The sequence below is a fragment of the Shewanella sp. N2AIL genome, assembly GCF_022690845.1.
Classification (GTDB): Bacteria; Pseudomonadota; Gammaproteobacteria; order Enterobacterales; family Shewanellaceae; genus Shewanella; species Shewanella baltica.
This window is the reverse complement of sequence record NZ_JALBYT010000077.1, coordinates 1-884: the sequence shown is the minus strand read 5'-3', so window position 1 is coordinate 884 and position 884 is coordinate 1. Positions and strand designations below refer to the sequence as shown.

General features: G+C 45.8%; 1 protein-coding gene. It reads left to right on the top strand.

Annotated elements, in window-relative coordinates:
* Positions 1–92 precede the first annotated feature (92 nt).
* A complete protein-coding gene (locus tag MO387_RS20760; RefSeq protein ID WP_242326510.1) occupies positions 93–854 on the top strand; it encodes an IS5-like element ISSpu10 family transposase in 762 nt (253 codons plus the stop codon).
* The last annotated feature ends 30 nt before the right edge of the window (positions 855–884 follow it).

Below are 884 nucleotides of genomic sequence, written 5' to 3'. Positions count from 1 at the left end.
CTAGGGCTTGTTGATCTTTCGTGATGGATTATTAGACAGCATGATGGGCTGGTATAATTACTTTCGCCAAAAACTAACCATGACAACCCATCATGCCAAGAACAATGTTAACAGACGAGTACTGGTCAAAGCTAATCAGATTGATGCTTAAAACGGGCCGCGTATATGACAAGCCGGAACACAGAAATACTTTCGAAGGCATTTTGTATCGGATGCGGGTCGGTTGCCCTTGGCGCGATGTGCCAGAAGCTTTTGGAGATTGGAGCGCCATCTACCGGCGTTTTAACCTGTGGTCTAAAAAAGGCATTCTAATGCAGCTATTCGCAGAGTTAAGGCAATTGGCTGATTTAGAGTGGGAATTTATAGACGGCAGCATCGTCAAAGCGCATCAGCATGCGACAGGTGCTCGCTCAGAAGATAAAGAAGCGATTGGGAAAAGTCGTGGTGGTAACACGACGAAAATCCATATGGCAGTGGATAGTTGCGGCTTGCCAATAGATTTTATTGTGACAGGCGGTGAGGTTCATGACAGTAAAGCAGCCATAGAATTACTAAAACAACTGCCTGATGCCGAACACGTTATCGCTGACCGGGGCTATGATAGCGAGAAGATACGAGAGCAGATCCGAGAAAAAAAGGGCGTCCCTAACATACCGCGCAAGCGTAATTCGAAGATTGGTAATTGCGATATTGACTGGTGTCTGTACAAATATCGCCATCTGGTTGAGAACGTGTTTGCCAGGCTAAAACATTACCGCTCAGTAGCAACAAGGTATGATAAATTAGCCCGGAATTATGCAAGTACACTGGCCTTGGCTTGCTGCCTTATATGGCTGCCAATGTGGGTTGGCTAAATTATGAACAGCAAAGATCAACAGGCCCTA

What these genes read in the sequence shown, in the direction of transcription:
- MO387_RS20760 (WP_242326510.1), top strand. Translation starts at nt 93, where the DNA reads ATGCCAAGAACAATGTTAACAGACGAGTACTGGTCAAAGCTAATCAGA.